Source organism: Telmatocola sphagniphila (assembly GCF_018398935.1).
GTDB lineage: Bacteria > Planctomycetota > Planctomycetia > Gemmatales > Gemmataceae > Telmatocola > Telmatocola sphagniphila.
Window position 1 is genome coordinate 1,919,448 of record NZ_CP074694.1, and the last position, 20,231, is coordinate 1,939,678.

Genomic DNA, 20,231 nt, shown 5'->3' on the forward strand with positions numbered 1-20,231 from the left:
ATTGCAGTGTTGTTGCGGCCATATCATGGTCATGACAACCCAACACACACCCTCCCTGGTTAAGAAAATCCACGATCGCAACGAGCAGGAAAATCGACGCCGTCTGGGAGTTCAACTGGTTCTCGAAGGCCACACCATTCAGAAGGTGGCCAAGATGATCAAGATCAATTCCCGCAGCTTGGATAATTGGCTCGCCTGGCACAGAGCTCGTGGGGAAGAGGGGCTCAAAGCCGACAAGCATCCCGGTCCGAAATCGAAAATGACCCAAGAGCAAATCCAGGAAGTCCGCTCTTGGTTGCTTCGCGATGCTCGAGAGTTCGGCTTTCGAACCAACCTCTGGACTTCCCGGCGAATCGTGCAATTGATCAAAGAAAAATTCCAGATTCAATACAACGCAAACTACTTCTGCCGTTGGTTACGCAAACAGGGCTTCTCCCCGCAGATGCCCGGGAAAAAAGCGGCCCAACGCAATGAGCAGAAGATCGCCGACTGGACGCAAACCGAATGGCCCCGAATTTCAAAACAGGGGGGCAGGATCGGGCGTATGTCGTATTCCTCGATGAAACCGGATTAAGTCTGGCTCCTCTGCTACGTCGCACTTGGGCTAAGGTCGGTTCCCGCCCCTTTCTCACGCAAAAAGTAGGTGCTCGCCAGAAGGTTTCCATTATTGGAGCCTTGTCTTTTTCTCCCCAAAAACACCAGCCTAATCTCTTTTTCCAAACTTTGCCCAACGGCACTTTCAATTCCGAGAAAGTGGCTAGCTTCTTACGCGATCTCCTCAAACATCTACGCGGTCGGGTCATTGTCGTTTGGGATAATGGTCCCATGCACAAAGGAGAAGCCATGAGAAAATTACTCAAAGAATATCCTCGTTTGTCGCTCGAATGGCTGCCGCCCTACGCTCCGGAACTCAATCCCGTCGAGCAGCTCTGGAGCCACCTCAAATACGGGCATTGTGCTAATCTCATTCCCGAGGATTTACAAGAACTCGAAGACGAGGCGGTCGAATTTTTAACGGAAGTAAAATTCCAACCAGATATACTACACTCCTACTTGAACGAAACTCCTCTACAGAAATCCATCACGGCTGTTGCAGGGTGAGGAGGAGTAGAAGGGAAAAGAAGTTCAAGCAATTTCGGAGAACGGAAATAAGATAGAAGTACGTATTACGACTAATGCTACACTACAATTTGACAGGAATTTGATCGGATACAATAGCTTTATGTCCGATTTCGCCAATCGATTTTTTATCTCTATAAAATAAAAATGGCAATTCAACAAAACATCTCAACGCGGTAGCGAGCAGTGCCAGCAAGATTACTAGAAACAGTAGCCGAAACATCCAGTCGACATTCGGAGTGAGTTTTAGTAATAATACGATCACTATAGGATGGATCAAATATAAAGAATAAGAAATGGCAGCTACACTGTAGGCTCCTGGAATTCGAATATTTCTCCATGAGTCATTTAACATAACGCTATATAAAATCAGAGAAAATGCAATTGACACTGGAAAGTACTGATGAATTTTAAATCCGGTTGGTGTGACAGCCCAAACGGATGCGCCTAAAATGACTAAAGCAGTCAGAATCATCGCAAAGCTCCAGAATTTATTCTGAAACTTTGGTAAAGTTGATATCACCATTCCGCAAGCTAATCCATCCAGCCTGCAATAGGGAACTGCATATCCCGGAAGATGGCCGCCTGAAGATTCAGAGAGGGCTCGACCGACAAAGGATATTCCTATGGCGGCAAGGGAGATACAACGTATCGCTAACTTGATGTTGAAAGTGAAGAGAAGCGAAAGACTGGTTGTGATCGGCAATGCAAAATAAAAAAGCTCTTCTACGCAAAGACTCCACGACCAAGCGAATCGCACGTCACCGAAATCATTTACGCTCGTTTGTAAAAACAGAAAATATGACCACCTGTTAGACCAGGGCACTTTTGATTCGTAGAACGCATCACCCAACATGACGACGAAAAGCGTCACGTAGTATGCTGGCAGGGTTCTCATCCACCTTCTGTACCAAAATTTAGCGATTTGTATTTTGCCACTTTTCAAATGCCCTTTGATTAAAATTGAGCTAATAAGAAAACCACTTAAAACAAAGAACAGGTCTACCCCAAAACCTCCTGCTCTCACGAAGTTTTGCACCGTAGAGTTGCTGTCCTTGGGAAGGCAGCCTTGCTCGCAATGAAGGAGAATGACCCAAATTATTGCAAATGCTCTCAGATTATCGAGCGCTGCTATTCTCGAAGATTCAGAATTCAAAGATTCTTGCGAACTATTTTTCATACGATATTCCACTATTCGCACAAATAGAGATTAGTTATTAGATTCGCTTATACTCGCGAGGAATCCACGTATGCGTTTAGGCATGAACTCGATTTGATATTTTGACAATCGTCAAATCCACACTTATTTAGTATGCCGGCCATTCTGAAGCGCTCCATATTTAAATCTACTCCCTCCCAGGTGGCAAAATTCGTCGTAAATTATTCAAAAGATGCAAAATCGACTGCTATTTTGCAACTACAGCTACGAATTTATCCAAATGATAGGGAGTAATTGTCTCAGATATTCCAATTCCCCGCTCAACAGTTTCAAAATTCAGTTTCAGAAGCTCAAAGCCCACTGCGGGTAGAGAAATCATTCGAAGCTGATTAACCATTGTGACCACATTCGTGACGAGATACTTTACTGTAACCGTACCCCGAGTTCGCGTACTTGATCCCTCCAATTCAATACAGATTGTCTAGTCCTCAAACAAGCGAAGTTTTTGATGCCAATTCCGTGGGGAGTTTTAGCGAGATAGTTCGATGAGTCCCCCACGCCGGAGCTTTTCGCTCGGCCGAACGCATACTTCTATTTTTCAAACATTCTTCCTTTCCGCGAATAGCTCTCGGCGTTTTATCGGATCGGGACATCCGGATCCCGACTTCAGTCGGTCGAACGATCAGCACCTCAGTGCTTTCAGTAGTCGGAAGAAGATTGGCAAGTGCGGGTTCCAGCCGAGCAATCGATAGACGATGCGGCCGGCCTTCCGGACGATCTGACAAGGCAGAAGCATGAAAGCATTGAGGAAGGTTTTGAATTCCATTTTCAAAACCGACTGCTTCTGGTCCCGATGCTTTTCCCGCCAGCGACCAGGAGTTTCCGGCAACGTCAAGGCCCACCAGGCTTTCAAGTTCCAGGCCAGGGAGGCCATCACCATGTACGCCCAATTGCTTTCCAGATCGTGCAGCGGCGCGTGCAAGGCCCGGCAACCGCCCTTGAGCTGCGCTATCAGATTTTCCTGATTGCAGCGATCGTTGGCTTCGTAGACGACTTCGGCGGCCGTGCACTCCCGGTCGTTGGTGATGTAGAAGAAATAGCGTTCGTCCGGATACAGAACGGATTCGCCTTTTTCCACGGAAAGATTCTTGCGAATCACCACCAGGCGATACGCCCTTCGGCAAGCGGTCGGTTGGTACTCGAACTCGGCCACCGCTTCGGAGATCAACTTCACATTTACGAATTCCCGCTCTTGGACGATCCGCTCCTTGGTGTTTTCCCGTCGGTGTCGCAACTTCGCTTTCGCCGAGTATTGCGCGGGACGCTCGAGCTTGTGCCAAGCCGCTTCCGGCAGTTTTTCCGCGATTGCTTCGAGGTTTTGCTTCGAATCGTAGCCGAAATAAAAGCGTACCTTGGCGTTGGCATCCCAGCCGTCGAGGCGAGTGGTCTGCGAGAAATCGGTGTCGCCGCGAAAGACGATCCTGCGAAAGCCCGCTTGAAGGCACAGCAAAAGAGCCCGGTCGAGTTCGACCGCGGCCCCTTCGTGCGAAGGGCGATTGCCGGGACGGTTGACGATGCTCAGCGTCTCACCGGTGTTGGCCAGGGTCACCGCCAGGGGGTGGTAACACCAGTCTCTGTTATAGTTGATGTCCATCCCCGCTTTACGCTCGCCACGCGTTTGGGTAAAGCTGCCGTCGGCGTCGATCTTCGCGCATTCCCAAAAGGAATCGGGTTGCTTCGACCAGACGCGTAAACGGGTCTGGTTGAAAGCGTCGATCAAAGCCTGGATGCTGCCACTATCGAAGCGTCGACAAAAGTCGCCCGAAGTAGTCGGGTCGGGAAAACGCTGAGTGCCCAAGGCGTTGAGAAAGTTTTCGTCCGTGCGACGCAGTTCCATGTCTTGCAGGCAGGTACCCCCGCAAAGGGAATTGTAAGCGATGGCCAACACGTGGTCCGATTCCGAGTAAGGCCTTTGAAATTGGAGCAGATGCAGCTTCTCGTCGATGTCGTCGATCAGTCCGATACGCCGGGCCAGAAGGTGCATGGCCCCGAGGCCTCCGCAACTGATCGCCCCCACGCGTTCGGAGACTTCGTAATGAATGTTGGAGGCGTCGAAAGAAGGAGCGAAGGTCATCGCGGCCTCTCGCTTAGCCAGGCGACGTTCGATTCGACTCTTGCATTTTTGAAACCAACGTCCGAAAATAACATTCACTCGAAACTCCTTTTTGCGACTGTCGATTTGTTAAGCGGTTACTTACACAAACCGCAGAAAACAAAAAGGATTTCGAGCTTTCTTCGATAAATCGAAACAATTCCCCAAAAAACTACGCTGTTTTAAGGTCTAGTTACAAGATAAGGTACTTTAGTGATTTCTATTTTCGAATACGAGACCCTCAATCAAGTTAACTTCTTTCGCTCAATAAATTAGTATAAACGACTCGAATATTGTATCCAAAACGCGAGCTTGAAAAATTCTGAAGTACTGTCTTCAAAGCGGCTTCTGCCAATTTGGATCGCAATCCCTTATTCTCAATCAGATTTGACAGTTTCTCTGCCAAATCATCCGCACTATTCGGCTCAAAGCCCAACGCATCTATGCCATCAGTAAATAATTCCGCAGCTCCGCCAGCGCGAGAGATAACCACTGGCCTAGCGCATGCCATAGCTTCTATGATTGTCAGTCCGAAAGGCTCGGGCCTGGTACTGGCGTGTACAACAATGTCGAGTGCTCGATACACAGCCGCCGAGTTTGACTGGAAAGAAACAAATCCAACTTTGTCAGAAACTCCGAGTGTTGCAGCCTTTTGAACTAATTCTTCCCGAGTGAATTGAGATCCTGGGGTTGAATAGATCGCACCACCGACGATATAAGCATAAAATTTTGCATTGCGAGATTTTAGTCGTGCAATGGCTTGCAGAAAAAGATCCTGCCCTTTCCAATTTGCATAAGTGGCCACAATCCCAATGCGGATCAAGGCAGATTCTTTCTCGGGAATTCCTACAAGCCCCGGCAGGTCGTACGAACAGCCAACTGGACAAAACGTGAACTGATCCACGCAGTTATAAACAACATGAACCGGTAGGTCGGGAAAAACACTCGTTACATCGCGCGACACCGATTCCGAAATGGCAATAGCTACGGAAACATTTTTTACGACGCGCTTTAGTATTTTGACCATTAATGGTCTTTGCGAATAATAATCGTGAATGTGCCAGAGAATATTCGTTTTTTTTGGACAAGCCAAGGCGGCAAGAAAATGAGATTTTAGGCCGTGTGAATGAACGAGAGTAGGTCTCAAATCCTTTAGCGTCCTGGACAATTTGCGAAAATATCGATAGCCACCAGGGATTTTCAAAGCGGCTGTACCCGCCAATTTAAGAAGCATGAAAATTTTATTGGTTTTTCGGAATTGCGTGTCTCCCATTTTCGCATAGGTTGCAGGCATTGGATGAACTAGACAGTCCACACCCAGTTCACGAACTCGTTCTTCAAGCGGACCATATGCCAGAAGTAGAGCCGTTAAACGAGCATCGGGAAATTCAGCCCGGACCGCTTGGATACAAGCCAGAAATACACGCTCGGCACCTCCTATCACGGCAACGGGATTTATAAAGACGATATGCATAGCACTCATGCCAGGGAAAGATAGGCATCAAGTATAATTTGAGAATGTTTTTCCCAAGAATATCGACTGGCCGAATTAAGTCGATTTGTAATTGAGGGAACGCTCATTTCTCCACTCAGAATTTTTGTCAGACAGTTAGTCCAAGCAGTGATATCCGCAACTGGCAGAAAGATAACGGCATCACTTCCGGACTCCCTTAGTGGTGCTATATCGGAAGCCACGACTAAAGATCCACAAGCCAATGCCTCGATAACGGGGAGTCCGAAACCTTCGGATTCACTCGAAACGAGTACGACTCTAGCCCTTCGATAGCATTCCGCCAATTCTGTTCTGGGGATCGATTTCTTATGAACGATTGATTTCGCCAAGTTCAAGCTTTCAATCTTTTCGACTTGGTCGCTTGTGAAATCTCCACCGACTTTTACGAGTCGAATTTCTGGAAAATTGGTCCGTAATCTCGCCAAAGTATCCAAAACAACATCCACCCGCTTTCTTGCGATGCAACTACCGACGTGGAGCACGAACGGTTGCGAAATACTATCCAGCCAGGGTACGGAAGAGAAAGATTGGTGATTAAACTCCGAGGAAACTCCCAAGGGGGCAAATGTCAACTTCTTCGAATCGACTAATTGGTATTTGACAATCTGATCATAAGTTTGCTTTGAGTTGTAGAAAATGATTGCGGCCTTTTGCATCCCAGTCAAAATTCGCCGGGACATTGCTCTAAACCAGTGAGGTCTACGTTCGCTGGACGGCTCCAAAATACAGCGAAATGCGTCTAAATCGTGGCAATAAACTCCGGTTCGCGCTCGTGGCAAATGATGCACGAGTTGAGCGTAGGAATGATCTACGATATGGAAACAATCGAATTTCTTTTGAAGCTTGCTCAGGTAAAGCGGATATAAAAATTGACGATTCAACAATCGATCCGCGTTGAACCCTCCAGGCAGACGCAGCTTCGAGAACAGGCGTCGAAACGGAGGACAGAGATTCGCAACTCGCAGATGCGCTGCCAACTCGTCCGCACACAAATCCATACTCGCCCAATTCTCTTCGGCAAAATCTCGAAGAAGAGCGATTCGCTTGCTGCTAATTTTGCTTGTTCGCCAATAAGGAATCGAAAAAACTCAAATATTTTTTAGCGACTGCCGGCCAGGCGAATTCTTCCTGGGCACGCTGTCTTCCCTGTTCGGAAAGTTCCCGCTGTTTTATTGGATCTCCAAGAAGATCGGCGATCGCTTTCGTCCAACCGATTTCGTCTTTCTCTCCGACAATAATCCCAGTGTCGCCTACCACGAACGGAATTTCGCCACTGTCGCTTCCTATGAAAGGAAGCCCCGCCGCAAAAGCTTCCACTACCATCCGACCAAATTGCTCCTTCCAATTCGGCATGGTTTGGCTAGGGGCGCATAGTACATTCATGGCATTCAGATATGGAGGAACCTGATCGTGAGTGACATCAGTGCAAATACGAATTTTATCGCCGTGATCCTCCGACCACTTTCTAAGCTCGGGCAGCATATCTCCGTTGCCGACAAATAAAGCTCTCCAATCGCCAGTCAATCCATCTAAAGCATTCATCAAAACGCGTAACCCTTTACTGGCTACAAATCGTCCAAGATAACCAATCACGGGTGGTCCGGGTTTCCAGCCGAGTTTCTTCAGAACTGCCTTTCCCAAATCAGGATCCGGCCTAAAGGCATTCAAATCAACCCCCAAAGGGATTTTTGCCATGGGCTTATCATAACCCAATCGGGAGCTTAACGTTTTGGCAACTAACGAACCGCTGCAAATCCAGCCTGCTGCTCGACGCATGGAGTATTGTTCGATCCACCGAAATGGTTGGGGATAGCGCTTGTTAATGCTCTGTGCTGTACGAAATACCAGGGGTGTTTTCGATTTCGCGAACCAGGCGACTTCGCCGCCTGCAAAAATATAGGGCTCTTCCCAACAGTGGATTAGATCCCAATTTTCCGAAAGAATGGATCTAAGCTGCCAACCGTAAAGAAATATGTGTACTTTTCTTGTCAGGTAAGCATTAACGCTGAGAACTCGACAATCCGCGTTCGAATCTGGCTCGAATCGTACCGGTCTCAGATCGTTGCCGTGAAAATATTTAGGCGCTACAGCGGTAACTTCCCATGAGCCACCTCCCACGTTGGCCATTTCATATGCCAACCTACGATTCATTCCCACTGCGTAGGAATGTGCGATTGAAATCAAGCGACGAGGGGGTAGCCGACCTAAGGTACCCTCGAAATGGTCCGATCTAGCGGAGAGAACTTGATCTGGAGTCATGAAACTCAATTTTTCTCAGGCGAATTATCCTAGTCCTATAGGCTTAAGACCGTGAATTTCCTCCGAATTATGAACAACCTGCTTCCTAAAACGGATAACAAAACTATATTAATTTATATTTATTAAATCTGTAAGCAAAAACCCGATTTCTATGCTTTGAATACTAATTCGATATTCAAGTGCTTATTCAGATAAAATTAAAAAGGTCGTTGTACTTAAACTGATCTCAAATCAATGTTTCGGAATTGGTGAATCTAGAAGTTGATCGAAGAAATCGATATTGCGTTTCGCAATAACCGGCCACGAAAAGTGCGTGATGGCCCTATCTCTACCTTTTTCACCTAATTCGTTCCTGTACGAAGCATTTTCGATTAGCTCTCCCAAAGTCTTTTTCCATGCGGAGTCACTACTTTCCTCTACAACAAGTCCGCAATCTCCAAGAACGCTCGGAATTTCCCCAGAATTACTGCCAACCACGGGTAAGCCACTCGCAAAGCCTTCGATCAGCATTCGCCCAAGCTGCTCTTTCCAACGTGGAGTCGTCTGACTCGGGGCTGCAAGGATATCCATCGCATTCAGATAATCGGGGACTTGAGTGTGAGTAATACCAGTAACAATTCTCACTCTATCGCCATATTGGCTTCCCCAGTGCCGAAGCTTGCGCTCTAAGACGCCCCCGCCAACGAATAACGCTCTCCAGCCAGTTTGCAAGCCATCGAGAGCTTTCATTAGTAGATTGACCCCCTTATCCAGGACAAATCTTCCCAAGAATCCGATGATCGGCGGACCTGAGGCGCTCCAATTCAAAGAAGAGAGGATTCGATTCCCGCGTTCGGTATACGGCTGGAACAAATTCGTATCCACTCCAAGGGAAATTCTCGCATGCGGATGATCAGCGTACCCCGATCTGCTCATCATGGCATCCTCCACCGTATGCCCTCCAGCAATCCAAGCAGTGGAGTTTCGGAGAGTTTCGTTTTCCAACCAATTGAAGGGAGGCGGATATCTTTTACTGATATTCTGGTATGTGTAAAAGACAAAAGGAGCGATTTTTTTGGCCCAGCGGCTGATCTGCCAGCCCGCAGGAATATAGGGTTCCTCCCAGGCGTGAATCAAATCCCAGGCCCCTGAGGTCACTAATCGTTTTGCGTCCCGGGCATACGTCATGAAATGCGGGCGACTAGTCATACGAAGAGAAACGGGTTCTAGATGGCAAGCCTCTTCGTCAATTGCTTCCAGTTCTATAGGGCGAAGATCGCCGATTACAAAACGGGGAGCAGCACAAGTGACTTCCCAGCGATTCTTTCCGGCGAGAGCCATCTCGTGCGCCAAACGCCGATTGACTCCTACCGTATAGGAATGACCAATAGTCAAAAGGCGTCGCATACAATTTTGTTAATCCCCCTGAATTATATCTGGATAGATCGGGCAGTGGGCAAGATATGCCGGTAGCGGTACAGCCCTCGGGCATACTGGATCAAGCGAATCAGCGGAACGAAAGGAATTAGAAGACAAGTAACTGCCAACTCGTTAACGCTCACTCTACATCCCCAATATCTTCGAGCTAGATCCACTCCGGTCAGAGAGAACAAGAATAAACCACCCATTGGTAAACCATCCCAATTATACCTAATTACTAAAACTAACAGCAACAGCCACATAATTAAATAAGCTTTATGATTCCATTGCAACAATCTTGAGATCTTTTGTCTGTAGATTTCGGGATGCTTATTTTTGAGTAAAGGTAACAGTATAGTCCTCTTCGAATCGTCGAGCAATCGCCAAGGAGCTGCTGGGACTACTGGATGTCTGACTATAGCATTGCTCGCATGCGGAATTTGAAAGCCGTTGTCTATCACCGACCAGGCGAAATCGGTATCTTCGAGATAAAAGGGGAAACGAAGATCGAATCCTCCCAATTTCAGAAATACATCACGTCTATAAAACATGTTGCAGGATTGGTAACCACCTGGCTTCTCAAAAGATTTCAAACCGCGGTAAGTGTAGGTTTCTTTCGGCGGAACCGGGATTTTCTTGCACCCCTCCAAGGCTACGTTGTCTTTTAATAACAGGTCTGCTTCTTCCAGCCAACGGGGATCCGCTTCACAATCGTCATCGATAAATGCCAGCCATTCTCCACGTGCCAAACTAGCCCCGTAGTTCCGCTTTGCGGAAGCATTTTTACCTTGCCAGGGATCTTCGTAAATACCGACGCAGCGAACGCTGACGCTCCGACCCTCAGCCGATTGTGAGACTGTTTCGAATGCAGAATCCCCCGGCGATGCGACGACAATCACCTCGAACTCACTCGAACTATAAGTCTGTTCAAAAACTGTTGAAAGAACACGCTGCAAAAGCTCTCGCCGATTATGTGTTGGTATGATTATTGAAAACTTCATTTATCTCGATCTTGGCTTAAAAGACTTAAAAATATTGTGTCTTCAATCGCGTCGTCTTGAAGACTCGATCAATCAAATCATTTAGAAACTCGCACACGTTGGTGCTGATTAATTCAGTTGAATGGCTCAGTTTATATTTTTCCGTTGATAAAATGTGGTTGCAGCCATCGCTGGCTATTGATTTACAGCGAAATATCGATCTCGAAAAAAATGGTTTTTTATTCAATTTCAAGGGCGATGGTTCGGAAAAAAAAACGCCTTACGCGATTATAGCAGCAGTTCGCTTGAAGCTTCGAGAAAAATTTTCATTAGTAAACCTTAAAAGAACCTAGTATTATGCCCAAATTTATTATATGTCGAATCAATAATAGGAATAATAATAAGAGCGGATGAGGTGCGATAATTATAGAGGAAGCTTAGTAGCAAGAAAACTTTACAAGAAAGTCAAAGCATCATCGCCGCGACAATCGTTTTGGCCAGCGTTGCCGTTCTTTTAGCGGGATGAGAATTTTCCACGCTAAGCAGAGATATATCACGCCTCCGGTGCCGGCCATCATGCCCCATGCAAAAAAATCCATTATTCTATTTCCCATGAATCCATTTGGGAAATACTGCGAAACCGACCAGAGTCCACATCCAATTGGCGTAAAAAGTGCCGTCGCTAAGAGAAGAGGACTCATGATACTAATCCGACTCAGACCAAATTCTTTTTGTAGCAATCTTGGGTACCACCAGTAGTACACCAGAAGATAACCCGCGAAAGTGCCCAAAGAAGGGCCTACTAATCCAAGTATGTATGTTCCGACTATACTAAGTATAAGATTCAAAATCGAGCCGACAAACATCACGGGTAAAACCAACTTAACCATACCTCCACCCACCAGCGGCCATGCCCATAAGGCTACTTGTGCCACTAAGAGTGCCTGCCCGAATGTGGCCCAAGTTAACGCGTCCCCACCATAACGGGAAATCCCGACCCACAGTGAAATTAATCGTTCGTTAAGTACGGCTAAAGGGCCGAGGCCAGCTACCGCTAGGATAGCAGTCCATCGATTCAATTGCAGGAAACGGTGTCGGAATATATCTGACTCCCCTCGATGGTGCAAATCGGCAAGTGCGGCCCAAGTCGCGTTGCCGATTCCCTGAACTTGCGAAACTACAACCAGCATTAATCGCTGAGTTACGTAAAAGCGAACAACCTCGCCTGGACCTTGAATCGCACCTAGGATAATCCCATCAGACATAATGCTGAATCTGCCGACTAGGTTGAACATAAACATTGGCCAACCCGGCGGAAATTTATCCGGTTGAACATCGGACAGTGGTCGCCAGACATCTGGGAAAACTCGAGAGACCAATCGAAACAAAAAAAAAGTATAGGCGGCACTTCCAAGCAAGGCAGCGGTGAACTGTCCGGTTAACCCCCATCCCCACCAGGCAAATAGGATAGATAAACCAACGGTGCCAAGGGACTGAACTAGCAAGGCGGCATTCACCCAATAACTTCGCTGAGCACCATCCAGTAGCGGTCGAAGTGCTGCAAGTGGCACCCAAACCGTTCCGATTGCGCTGACAAGCAACCCCATCCTTAGTTCAAAAAGGGCTTCTGTGGACAAACCAGATATCAACCATCGCGCAGTCAAGCCAAAAAAAAAGAGTGCAGCCAATTGTAACAATGCAACCCTGGCGAACAATCGCATAGCTCTGCGAACATCTGCAAGTGCTTTTGAAGTCTCATTATGGCCCAATCTCCGGGCCACGGTCGCCTGCAATACTCCTCCTAGGCCAAAATCCATGAGCGCCAGGTAGCCCAACCATTCTGTGGCAATTCGAAAAGTCCCCGCCCTCTCGTCGCCTAGAAAGCGAAGAAGCACCGGCGTTGACATTAACCCGATCAAAAGTGTGACTACGGAACTGCCAAGGCCACTGAAGAAGGCAAACGCGCTGCGTTTGGTCCGGCTCATATCTCTGAATTCAGGGTGGAGTTTGATGATAACCTGCTCTGATCAGTCCAGCTAATCTCGCGTCTTATTACGCGCGCTGGCACTCCAGCAAGGAGTGAACCTGGCTCGCACGAACGAGTGACTACCGACCCCGCGGCCACTACCGAACCTGATCCAATATTTACACCCTTTAATATAGTGACGTTGCATCCAATCCATACGTTATCGCCTACAACAATCGGACTCGAGTAAGGAGGCGGACCGAAGCCGTGTCCATCATCGTCCAGGAATGTCACGCTCCATGATATTGCACAAGCTGAGCCAATTCGAATCTTATTAGTGGCTAATATTTTCGATCCGTCGGCCAGATAACTCCCCTTCCCTATTGAGATTTCGGCATTCTTTCCTACTGATACAATTGCACCTCGACCAATACTAACACTATCTAAGTCGAGTTTTCCCTGCTCACCTATCGCTATGACAGTCACATTTGATACCGGAGTCACCTGGCCCAGTAATCGAACGCCAACTAACGAATTAACGCTGCGCAATTGTGAACGCTTCGAAATGTGCATCTGCGTTCGACCATAAATTTTAATACTCACAGCATGAAATACTCTAAGTCTCGTCTCAAGCAGCCAATTCCTATCTATTATGCGACCAATCATTTAAATTATTTTTATAAAGTGCTTTTTTTAGCGAGTATCGCAATGTTCTCAGCATAATCCGCTCCTAATAAGCGAGCGGTAACGAAACGGCCAACACAAGAAGCCAACGAGCTGGAAAGTGAAAGCCGCTCCTTAGCTTGAAAAACAACCCTAAAACCTTCAACTTCAAATCCTAAAGCCACCAGAAAGGCCCACAAGTCTGGAAGATTATACAAGTGCAAATGTGTCATATCATTACCAAGCGGATTACGTATACATCTCCCGTTAGGTGTTTGCAACAAAAGCACCCCTCCCGGCCGGACGAGTTCCGTCAATCGAATAAGAAGACCTAAACCATTTTCCAAGTACAGGTGCTCAATAACATCCAGACAAATCACTGCTTCGTAGACACCAGTAACTTCTGAAAGATCTTTATACGTATATTCAAATTCCGTTCCGATGTCCTGAGTGTGATATTCGCCACTAAATCCAGCAGCTTGGAACTTGCGCATAACTCGAAGATCCCCAGCACCCACGTCTAGAATGTTCGCGGCGGATTTTACGGTACGGAAATACTCCGATTCGATGTCGCTCAGACTATCGGTCGGCCACCATTTACGCCGAGGGAAAGCTGGAACGGAAGTCGAGAGGAGTTTTTTGCGCTTCCAGTAATTGATGTAAGCTGGATGTTCCATTTAATCGGTATGCCTTTTACAATTTTGGTACACGGAGGCGGTTTCCTTCGCGGTGCGATCCCACGAAAAATTCTGGGATCGCAATCGAGCTCGTTCGACTAGAACCTTTCGAAAGATCGAATCGGTTGCTACCTTCCTCAGGAGATCGGCTAGTTCAGTTCTCTCATTTAACGAAAACAACTCCCCTCCTTCACCGGCTATCTCAGGTAAACTGGTCGAATTGGCCACGAACACTGGACATCCAGCAGCCATGGCTTCGCACACTTGCAATCCAAATCCTTCGTACTTGCTGGGATAAACGAAAGCCAAGGCCCCTGCATAGAGAGACGGCAAGTCTGCTTCTGGTACGAAACCGAGAAACTTCACTCGGTCCGCGATTCCAAGAGTTTTCGACAATTCAAACAATCTAGTCTGTTGAGCCGGCTTCCCCCCACCCAACACCAGGACCTCGTCTGCTAAGGATGCGGCAGCAAAACAGTGTAAAAAAAATGGAAGATTTTTCCGCTCTTCCCAGCCGCCGAGGTAGAAAAAGTAAGGTTTGGCTAGCTTGTAATTACAGCGAGATCTTTCGATCTCTGCCGGCATGATGACGCGATGAAATTGCGGATCGGCGGCTTCATACACAACTGTCAATTTTTTGTTGGGTACGCGCAAGTGTTTGATAATATCCCGCTTGGCATGTTCGCTGATGGTTATAATTCGATCCGCTCGGACACGAGCGACCCAGTTTGTGAAACTGGTCCTCAAAGAAGACGGTTTGAGTCGGTTAAAATTAGACATTCGACGTATGTAGTAAACAATGTCAATGACATCGTGGAGTGTCAAGACTCTCGGGCAATTAGTGAACATGGGCATTCCGTAATTCATGGGACAATGAAAGACATCTATCGAATCCGCTTTGAGCTGTCGAGGTAACCAAACATTTTCCCAGGTCAGATACCGCATAGGGGGTGAAATGCGAACTTCGTAAGAATCCAATGGAAGCCGTGCTAAGTGGTCCGCATGAAGTGTAGCTGTTGAATAAAGTACCGGTCGAACACCATGTGCGGGTAGTGCCGCCAGGAGGTTGAGGATATAGCGTACCCACCCTCGAAGGTCGGGCGAACTCAACAGATAGGCGTTGAACCCGACACGAAGATTTTTGGTCATAAAGGAAGTGCTGCTAGAAAAAAATCAAAGACTGTCATTCTCTCGCGTCAGTGAGTATTCCAGTCTTTACTTTGAGAAATTCCTCTCCAATCGCTCGCCTTTCAGTCGGGAAGAATCGCTTCAATTTAAGGAACCACATCTCATACGAGTACCAGCTTGCGATAGCGATCCCAAAAGTTACCACCCATACAACTATTGCAAAACCTATTGCATTTAGGGTCGGCATTGCCCACTTTCCATTTTGATCAAAGACTACACCAAACTTTGGCAACAGTAAAACTATCACGGTCGCGTGGAAAATATACATTGCGTAACTAAATTTGCCTGGCAAAGATAGCCAACTGGAACCAAGGATTCTATGCAACTTTGTAGGTGGTGTGGTAACAAGCCAACCAATCATACTTGCAAATCCGATAGAAAGTGCAGTCATGCCAATGGTGAGAATTGGTATCAAATTCAGACCAAATGCAAAATGTCGCTGCGCAACAGCCATTCCAAAAACAAATAACCCAGCTCCAGTTGCGGTAGGTGCGGCCCATCGTATTAACAAGGGCCGCCATTCGTTTACTCTCATAGAGACGGCCACTAAACCGCCCACTGCAAAACCATCCAAACAAGCTGGGGACCACCCATAACTCCAAGCTACTGGGAGTGCTGCAGCTCTAGTGGCTCCTCGCCACAAGAGAGAAAATATCGCAAGTCCCAGAAAAATTCTACCAAGTCCTTTCTTCGAGAATACTAAGATTAGGAGTGGCCAAACGAGGTAGACTTGCTCCTCGACGGCCAGCGACCAAAGTGGATCCAGCGGTTCGCAGGGCGAAGTAGGCCCGAACAACGCTTCGCGCATATTCGTCAGGTAAAGCCAGAAAGAAATCCTTTCTCCAGTATTGGCAATTTGAGGCAAGTCGGCACCGGCAGCAGGGAGAATGAAGAAGTATGCGAACAGGAATATATAGTATAAGGGGAAGATTCGAAGTGATCGCCGGGCGTAAAAATTTGCGAAGTAACCAGATCGCCCTTTTGTATCCAATAAGATCCCTGTGATTAGAAATCCGGAGAGGACAAAAAACAAAGTTACCCCTACCCAACCTGCTCCAGCGATCGGACCTATTAAGCCCGATCCTGCGCCTTTGGGCTTGCATGCATGAACCACAATTACAGCAGTGACGGCCAAACCCCGCATTCCATCGAGCGGAAGAAAGTGGGCGTTACTGGCACTCTGCAGATGTCTCTCCGAATTTGTTAAGATTTTACACCAGGAAGTTTTAAAATGTTTGAGTACACTCGCTCGACCGCATCGACCGTAGGGCCGGGCCCGCAGTGGGATACTAGTAAGTCCCGTGCTGCCGCACGCTGTCGATTCTGGGCTTCTCTATCATTCAGCAGATTTACTGCTCGATCTATCAGCCCTTCGTCGTCTTGACACACTCCAGCGTGAAGCCCATCAACTACTGGCAATCCTTCTACCCCTTCCGAGTTGGTTACCACCGGCACCCCGTAGGCGAATGATTCCAATATTTTGACCTTCATTCCACTCCCGAGCGGTGGTGCATACAGAAGTAGACTCGCTTGTTCAAAGTAAGGCCGTGTGTCGAGCACATTCTCTGCGACTATCAGGTCAGGCAAGTTAATGTAATCTTTTAATGCAGTTCGAGCTCCCCATCCGACGATCTGTAATCTTGCGGTAGGTGTCCGCCTCTTAATCTCTGGCCAAAGTCGACGTACTAATCGAACTGTTGCCGAATACGTCGGCTGCCATTTCATATTGCCAATAACGCTGACTACAGGTTCTTTAGCACGTCGAGTGTCTTCAATATAAGGGTATAGTGAGTAATCTATACCAAGCGGAACGACGTAAATGTTCGCATTCTGATGCAAGCCATGTAAGGCGTCTCGCAAACGATCGGAGAGTGTGATCAGATTGGGATAGGAGCCCGTCAATCGCTTTTCCGCAGCCAGGAGAAGTTTACGGCGTAACCAATCTCCCGAACCTTGGATTGGTGCATCTTTGAGGTCAATACGGTATAAGTTAAGCGCGTTAAGAACAGTTCGCGGTCTAGACAGGCCTAGCCAACCACTCCAAATCTGTTCTAGATGAAAAATGTCATAACCTTCGACTAGTGTCTTTTCCAGATCCTTCCGAAGATCGCGCGAAAACATGTAAGAGTAGGGTTTCAAGACTGTACCAAACTTACTGGCAAGTCCACGGTAAGTCCGCGGAGGATAAAGTCTGAGATCCCAGTCAGGGCTGGGAAACAGCTTTCTTGCCATCTCAATTTCTTCCACCTTGGTGCAAGCAGCGAAGGCAGTTACTCGATGTCCACGAGCTACAAGCTCACGAAGCAAAACATAGAACCAACGTGAAGCAGCATTACCGAAAGGTATTGGGGCTTCGATCATTAAGAGCACTATTCGAAGCGAACTCAACTTAGAGGCTCTCCAATCGCTTCCATGAAATTGGTCCCCATTTCACTCCAACTCCTGGATCGCAATTTTACCCCGAGAGAGTGAAACATGCTAAGCGATGCGGCAGATGCATTTCGCCATAGCTGCAGTTTGGCAACTAAGTCTGCTGAGCTGTTAGGATCGACAAGAAGCCATTCCCTGAGTTCCTCAGGAAAATGCTCAGAAACACCTGCATCCGCCGATACAATTGCAGGCAGGCCACAACAAATCGCCTCGTGAATTCCAAGACCGTAAGCTTCGTATCGAGTAGGTGCTACTAGCAAGTCTGCGGCACTAAGGAGATTCGGCACGTCGGAACGAAATCCTAAGAAACGAATCCGGTCTGTCATACCCTCGTCTCGGCATTTTTGCTCCCAGAAAGGTAGTTCGGCGCCGCGACCGATGACTACGAGAATCGCGTCCCATTCGGTAGATTTGCAAAGGTCTTTCCAAGCATTGAAAAGAGTGTCGAACCCTTTGCGCCGGTCACTTAACGCACCAATGAAACAAACTACCGGGCGGGACTCAGGCCAATTGAATTGGGAGCGTAATTCGCTGCGTTTTTGGCTAGAAATAGGGCTGAAGCGAGAGGGATCGGTGCCATAATAAACTACTTTTGCACGATCAGGAGGAACTCCGATACGAATTACGTCTTCTCGAGTGCGATTTGAATTGCATACCACTACCCGGGCAGACAATAGTGCAGAGCGTTCCGCGCGAAGATTGATAGGTCGTTCAACGGAAGTTTTTAACTTGCGAAGCAAACCTAGCGAGGAATCCGGCTTGTAAGCAGAGTGAACGTAATGCACCCAATTAATATCGGAACTGCGGCAGTTTCCGCCATTGCTTACAAACCTGCACCCAATGGCACCTTGTGCTATTCGCTTCCCTTTCGATGCTAGTTTCCAGCTGCCAAGAAAGTAGGAGCCCAATGGCTTGGGTACCCGATGAAACCGAATAGTGGGTCGACTCGTGAGTCCAGACTCTGCGCGATGTGCCACCAGACATGTAGTCCGACCATGGTTAGAAAGATAATCCGCCAACGCGTAGTTGGCTCGATCCATTCCGCCAGTAGTTACGAAATCGCCGGCAACGATCACAAAAGGTTTCATCAAGAGATTCTGCTATGCTCCGCTAGGGAATCTATAGGGAAATATTTAAGAGCTATACAATCCAATCAATTGATCTCTATTATAATAAATATCAATCTCAGATGAATCAATTTAACTGAATCTCACGTTTAGTTCATCTTTCAGGAGGAGCATTTGTTTTCAGGCGAGGCTTTAGCTCTTCAGATCTGTTCACCACAAGTAGTACCGACAGGAGCATCAAATAGATCATACCTTGCTGGGTAACGAAAACATGCGAAGAGATTGTAGCTGCAAAACAGCCCAAACTCACGGCAGCAACAATTGAGGCAAAATTTGAAAGTGAATCAGATGATGTTAAAATTGCGATCCGCACTGCACTTACAAAACCTATTAACATGGCTCCATAACCAACAATCAACAATGGCAATCCACCATCGTAGACCCACCCAGAAACAGTAATTTCAGCCCAAAGCATAGGATTAACCCAATTTGTTTTATCCCCAAAATAATAAGCCATCATACCCCATCTGCCCGGTCCTGCTCCAAGCGGATATTCGAATAAATCATCAAACAACGCCTTCTCAAGGAAAACTCCTCTGTTGGTGTAATAAGTCTCCGCAACAGAAGATTCTGTCAAGGTATCTAATCTTTTATTCACAGCATTGCTTCCAACTGAAGTGGCCCATGCAAAGCTAATAACAATAGCAATAAGTGCAGCTGTATATATGGCAAGTGCGCGAACTAATCGCCCCCTAAAAACCAATAATAATGACATCGCAAAAATTGAGAGTCCCGTAAGAATGAGCAACGATCTTACTTGACATATATAGAGGCTGAACAGACTAAGTATTATAGTCAGAGCAATCATCAAGCGTAAAAGCAAGCTACGATAAACCAATCCCGTGCCAACACCCATAATTATCGCGGTATTAGCAGCCAAGGCGGCTCCGCCGGGAGAATCAGACAATCCCGTCGGCCGGATCAATTGAGTACCATCATCCAGGGTAATCTTCAAGCCGTCAAAACTAGTGTCGGTAATCTGTTTACTAAACGACAAATCTATTGCAAATCTTTCAGGATAGTAAACTTGAAGTACTCCAAAAAACGCGCTTAGACTATTAAACAACCAAAGAATCAAGCATATTTTTTGCACATCTTTTATCGAGATTCTTATTCTATCAACCCAGAAAATGGGCGACCAAACCGATAGCGTCAAACCGATCTGCGCGACAGCAGAAAAATAACTATTAATATATGGATTAAATATTCCAAACGCCGTAATAGCCACAACGGCAAATGAAAATTTTTTTAATTGGCTGTCCAGTGCTCCAAATCCTAATATTATTAAATAAAAGATGCCTAAAGCGAAAGGTGTTACTCTTAATGCTAGTCTCACTGGCGAAAGAAGCTCTATAGCAAGCATCGAAACGCTTAGGCACTGAATTATAATAAAGGTGAAAATCCAAAATGGTGATGCAGTCCGTCTTCTCAAAGCAACGAATCCCCTATATTGGAATGCAATTAAATATACATAATCTATATGATTTCATGGTTGAAGCTCGATCTAATTGCATTTCACTCTGGTAGTAAAGTGCCCGTCTTGGCAATCGGTCTCAATTATGAAAAAACTAATGGCAGTTGAGACCAAACCCGCAAGATA

The 20,231-nt window shown here is 46.9% G+C and carries 17 protein-coding genes; 2 read left to right on the top strand and 15 right to left on the bottom strand.

Annotation, left to right across the window (positions count from 1 at the left end; all coding sequences use genetic code 11):
- The first annotated feature begins 25 nt into the window (after window positions 1-25).
- Together KIH39_RS07705 and KIH39_RS07710 are read left to right on the top strand one after the other, a co-directional pair.
- Complete coding sequence (locus KIH39_RS07705; protein ID WP_213498766.1) at window positions 26-574, top strand: helix-turn-helix domain-containing protein; 549 nt, start codon at window positions 26-28, stop codon at window positions 572-574.
- Window positions 505-1,101 carry an IS630 family transposase gene (locus tag KIH39_RS07710; RefSeq protein WP_213498767.1) on the top strand — a complete coding sequence of 199 codons (597 nt, stop codon included), beginning with the start codon at window positions 505-507 and terminating at the stop codon, window positions 1,099-1,101. Before KIH39_RS07705 ends, KIH39_RS07710 begins: the two co-directional genes overlap by 70 nt.
- An 82-nt stretch (window positions 1,102-1,183) precedes the next feature.
- On the opposite strand, the gene KIH39_RS07715 is transcribed toward KIH39_RS07710, so the two are convergent.
- From KIH39_RS07715 to KIH39_RS07785, 15 genes are all read right to left on the bottom strand, one after another.
- The gene (locus KIH39_RS07715; RefSeq protein ID WP_213498768.1) at window positions 1,184-2,299 is read right to left on the bottom strand and encodes an acyltransferase family protein; all 1,116 of its coding nucleotides are present in this window, start codon (window positions 2,297-2,299) and stop codon (window positions 1,184-1,186) included.
- Window positions 2,300-2,960: 661 nt separating this feature from the next.
- Window positions 2,961-4,490 (bottom strand): IS1380 family transposase, encoded by a 1,530-nt coding sequence (locus tag KIH39_RS07720; protein ID WP_213493945.1) that lies wholly within the window; start codon window positions 4,488-4,490, stop codon window positions 2,961-2,963.
- A gap of 190 nt (window positions 4,491-4,680) precedes the next feature.
- A complete protein-coding gene (locus tag KIH39_RS07725; protein ID WP_213498769.1) occupies window positions 4,681-5,904 on the bottom strand; it encodes a glycosyltransferase family 4 protein in 1,224 nt (407 codons plus the stop codon).
- Window positions 5,905-5,909: 5 nt separating this feature from the next.
- Window positions 5,910-6,824 carry a glycosyltransferase gene (locus KIH39_RS07730; protein WP_246539591.1) on the bottom strand — a complete coding sequence of 305 codons (915 nt, stop codon included), beginning with the start codon at window positions 6,822-6,824 and terminating at the stop codon, window positions 5,910-5,912.
- Window positions 6,825-6,993: 169 nt separating this feature from the next.
- Window positions 6,994-8,082 (bottom strand): glycosyltransferase family 4 protein, encoded by a 1,089-nt coding sequence (locus KIH39_RS07735; RefSeq protein WP_213498771.1) that lies wholly within the window; start codon window positions 8,080-8,082, stop codon window positions 6,994-6,996.
- A gap of 351 nt (window positions 8,083-8,433) precedes the next feature.
- Complete coding sequence (locus KIH39_RS07740) at window positions 8,434-9,588, bottom strand: glycosyltransferase family 4 protein (protein WP_213498772.1); 1,155 nt, start codon at window positions 9,586-9,588, stop codon at window positions 8,434-8,436.
- Between the two features lie 23 nt (window positions 9,589-9,611).
- Entirely contained in the window at window positions 9,612-10,601 is a 990-nt protein-coding gene (locus KIH39_RS07745) for a glycosyltransferase family 2 protein (RefSeq protein ID WP_261353039.1), read from the bottom strand.
- A 452-nt stretch (window positions 10,602-11,053) separates the two neighbouring features.
- Window positions 11,054-12,565: an oligosaccharide flippase family protein gene (locus KIH39_RS07750; RefSeq protein WP_213498774.1), complete on the bottom strand. Its 1,512-nt coding sequence runs from the start codon at window positions 12,563-12,565 to the stop codon at window positions 11,054-11,056.
- Window positions 12,562-13,212, bottom strand: a complete 651-nt coding sequence (locus tag KIH39_RS26975) for an acyltransferase (protein ID WP_390623684.1) — start codon at window positions 13,210-13,212, stop codon at window positions 12,562-12,564. Before KIH39_RS26975 ends, KIH39_RS07750 begins: the two co-directional genes overlap by 4 nt.
- A gap of 11 nt (window positions 13,213-13,223) precedes the next feature.
- Window positions 13,224-13,886: a class I SAM-dependent methyltransferase gene (locus tag KIH39_RS07760; RefSeq protein WP_213498776.1), complete on the bottom strand. Its 663-nt coding sequence runs from the start codon at window positions 13,884-13,886 to the stop codon at window positions 13,224-13,226.
- Entirely contained in the window at window positions 13,887-15,035 is a 1,149-nt protein-coding gene (locus KIH39_RS07765; protein WP_213498777.1) for a glycosyltransferase family 4 protein, read from the bottom strand.
- A 34-nt stretch (window positions 15,036-15,069) separates the two neighbouring features.
- Window positions 15,070-16,218 carry an acyltransferase family protein gene (locus tag KIH39_RS07770; protein ID WP_261353043.1) on the bottom strand — a complete coding sequence of 383 codons (1,149 nt, stop codon included), beginning with the start codon at window positions 16,216-16,218 and terminating at the stop codon, window positions 15,070-15,072.
- Between the two features lie 59 nt (window positions 16,219-16,277).
- A complete protein-coding gene (locus KIH39_RS07775; protein WP_213498779.1) occupies window positions 16,278-17,462 on the bottom strand; it encodes a glycosyltransferase family 4 protein in 1,185 nt (394 codons plus the stop codon).
- A complete protein-coding gene (locus KIH39_RS07780; protein WP_246539593.1) occupies window positions 17,459-18,592 on the bottom strand; it encodes a glycosyltransferase family 4 protein in 1,134 nt (377 codons plus the stop codon). The genes KIH39_RS07775 and KIH39_RS07780 overlap by 4 nt, the downstream gene beginning before the upstream one ends.
- 133 nt (window positions 18,593-18,725) lie before the next feature.
- Window positions 18,726-19,994, bottom strand: coding sequence for a hypothetical protein (locus KIH39_RS07785; protein ID WP_213498780.1), 1,269 nt, complete (start codon window positions 19,992-19,994; stop codon window positions 18,726-18,728).
- Between the last annotated feature and the right edge of the window lie 237 nt (window positions 19,995-20,231).

Bases quoted from the DNA above. Each gene is read 5' to 3' on its own strand.
- KIH39_RS07705 (WP_213498766.1), top strand. From the start codon at position 26: ATGGTCATGACAACCCAACACACACCCTCCCTGGTTAAGAAAATCCAC.
- KIH39_RS07765 (WP_213498777.1), bottom strand. From the start codon at position 15,035: ATGACCAAAAATCTTCGTGTCGGGTTCAACGCCTATCTGTTGAGTTCG.
- KIH39_RS07740 (WP_213498772.1), bottom strand. From the start codon at position 9,588: ATGCGACGCCTTTTGACTATTGGTCATTCCTATACGGTAGGAGTCAAT.
- KIH39_RS07715 (WP_213498768.1), bottom strand. From the start codon at position 2,299: ATGAAAAATAGTTCGCAAGAATCTTTGAATTCTGAATCTTCGAGAATA.
- KIH39_RS07710 (WP_213498767.1), top strand. From the start codon at position 505: ATGGCCCCGAATTTCAAAACAGGGGGGCAGGATCGGGCGTATGTCGTA.
- KIH39_RS07750 (WP_213498774.1), bottom strand. From the start codon at position 12,565: ATGAGCCGGACCAAACGCAGCGCGTTTGCCTTCTTCAGTGGCCTTGGC.
- KIH39_RS07785 (WP_213498780.1), bottom strand. From the start codon at position 19,994: ATGCTTGCTATAGAGCTTCTTTCGCCAGTGAGACTAGCATTAAGAGTA.
- KIH39_RS07745 (WP_261353039.1), bottom strand. From the start codon at position 10,601: ATGAAGTTTTCAATAATCATACCAACACATAATCGGCGAGAGCTTTTG.
- KIH39_RS07780 (WP_246539593.1), bottom strand. From the start codon at position 18,592: ATGAAACCTTTTGTGATCGTTGCCGGCGATTTCGTAACTACTGGCGGA.
- KIH39_RS07725 (WP_213498769.1), bottom strand. From the start codon at position 5,904: ATGCATATCGTCTTTATAAATCCCGTTGCCGTGATAGGAGGTGCCGAG.
- KIH39_RS26975 (WP_390623684.1), bottom strand. From the start codon at position 13,212: ATGATTGGTCGCATAATAGATAGGAATTGGCTGCTTGAGACGAGACTT.
- KIH39_RS07760 (WP_213498776.1), bottom strand. From the start codon at position 13,886: ATGGAACATCCAGCTTACATCAATTACTGGAAGCGCAAAAAACTCCTC.
- KIH39_RS07770 (WP_261353043.1), bottom strand. From the start codon at position 16,218: ATGCGGGGTTTGGCCGTCACTGCTGTAATTGTGGTTCATGCATGCAAG.